This window comes from Peribacillus alkalitolerans (assembly GCF_010882125.1).
Lineage (GTDB): Bacteria > Bacillota > Bacilli > Bacillales > DSM-1321 > Bacillus_BN > Bacillus_BN alkalitolerans.
This window is the reverse complement of the sequence record NZ_JAAGVZ010000064.1, coordinates 1-1,192: the sequence shown is the minus strand read 5'-3', so window position 1 is coordinate 1,192 and position 1,192 is coordinate 1. Positions and strand designations below refer to the sequence as shown.

The following is a 1,192-nucleotide window of genomic DNA, read 5'->3' as shown; positions in this document are numbered from 1 at the left end:
AAATATAACCTGTTGAACGGCCAGATGCTGAGGCTATTTCATCATATGAGTATCTCGGTTTATTAGAATATGGTGAATTTGTTTCTTGTAACATTTGTATAATTCTATCATCAGTTAATAAATCAACTTGTCGTTTTATATCTTTTATTTCTCTTGTTTTTCTTTGATCATTCTCTTCGAGTTGAGCTACTCTGCGTTGTAGATCATTGATTTTCGAACTAGTTCTTCCCATATTACACCATCCTCTACATGTGTTTATTCATACTATAAATCAAATGAACAAGAACTTCACTCTTTAATTTAAATACAAAAGCATTAAGAATTAAGAATGAGTCCATCTACAATAAATTCTAGGTGCTCCTAGAATTATATAATTAGTAATTGCTTGGTAAATCATCATAAAGAATATACAGGATTTTGTAACTTCTTGAAGAAATTTAAAGTATAGAAACAGTAACGGGGGAAATGTATGTTTGATGAAAGAGCTGCAATGAAGATGAGACTAGAACAGATTCAAGATTTAGAAATTCGAATCATACAAGAATTTCAAAAGGAAAGAAGTCAAATTTTGAATCGAATTAGAGAATTAGATGAGGAAGCGGAGACAACAAACGCCACTTCCAAAACAATAAAACCAGAAGCAACACTTGCTTCTGCTCAGGTTAAAACCAAATCTCAGAGACGAAAAAATAAAAGAAAGCATACCACTTTTACGAAAGAAGCGATTAAAGTATTAAAAGAACACTCTGCAGCGATTAGTGGAAAGGAAATAGCTGCATCCGTTGAAAAGAGTACAGGAAAAAGCGTTGGAAACATTACGCAATTTATGAATCGTGTTATGACAACTGATTCCAAAGTGAAAAAGCCATATAGAGGTCAGTATATTTATGAAAAACAAACTTCATCGCCGATAGAGGATATGGAGCCAGCTACTTTATCGGTCAGTATTGACGGGGGATCTGAGACTTGATTTTTTTGTTTCAATTTGACAAAAGTGATGATGGGATTGATTTTGTTCTTAACGAAAGAATAGCTGAAGACATGGATACTCAGAGTGAAGAGTTGCTCGGACCACTCGTTTTTTCAACTTGTCAGGTATTAATGCATTATAAAGAAATCAGTAAAAGTGACACGATAATGTCGGGTATGATAGTAGAGACGGATGAGTTTGAAGTTACTCTTAGTGAGGGAC

General features: G+C 33.7%; 2 protein-coding genes and 1 pseudogene. 2 read left to right on the top strand and 1 reads right to left on the bottom strand.

Features of this window, described 5'->3' with window-relative positions:
• Positions 1-232: hypothetical protein (locus G3O09_RS21955; RefSeq protein ID WP_163103563.1), on the bottom strand; the 232-nt coding region annotated here is incomplete at its 3' end.
• A gap of 237 nt (positions 233-469) precedes the next feature.
• Between G3O09_RS21955 and G3O09_RS21950 the strand changes: the two genes are divergently transcribed.
• Together G3O09_RS21950 and G3O09_RS21945 are read left to right on the top strand one after the other, a co-directional pair.
• Positions 470-970, top strand: coding sequence for a Rok-like winged helix domain-containing protein (locus G3O09_RS21950; RefSeq protein ID WP_163103562.1), 501 nt, complete (start codon positions 470-472; stop codon positions 968-970).
• A pseudogene (locus G3O09_RS21945) lies at positions 967-1,192 on the top strand (hypothetical protein); the annotation flags it as partial. The gene G3O09_RS21950 and the pseudogene G3O09_RS21945, both read left to right, overlap by 4 nt.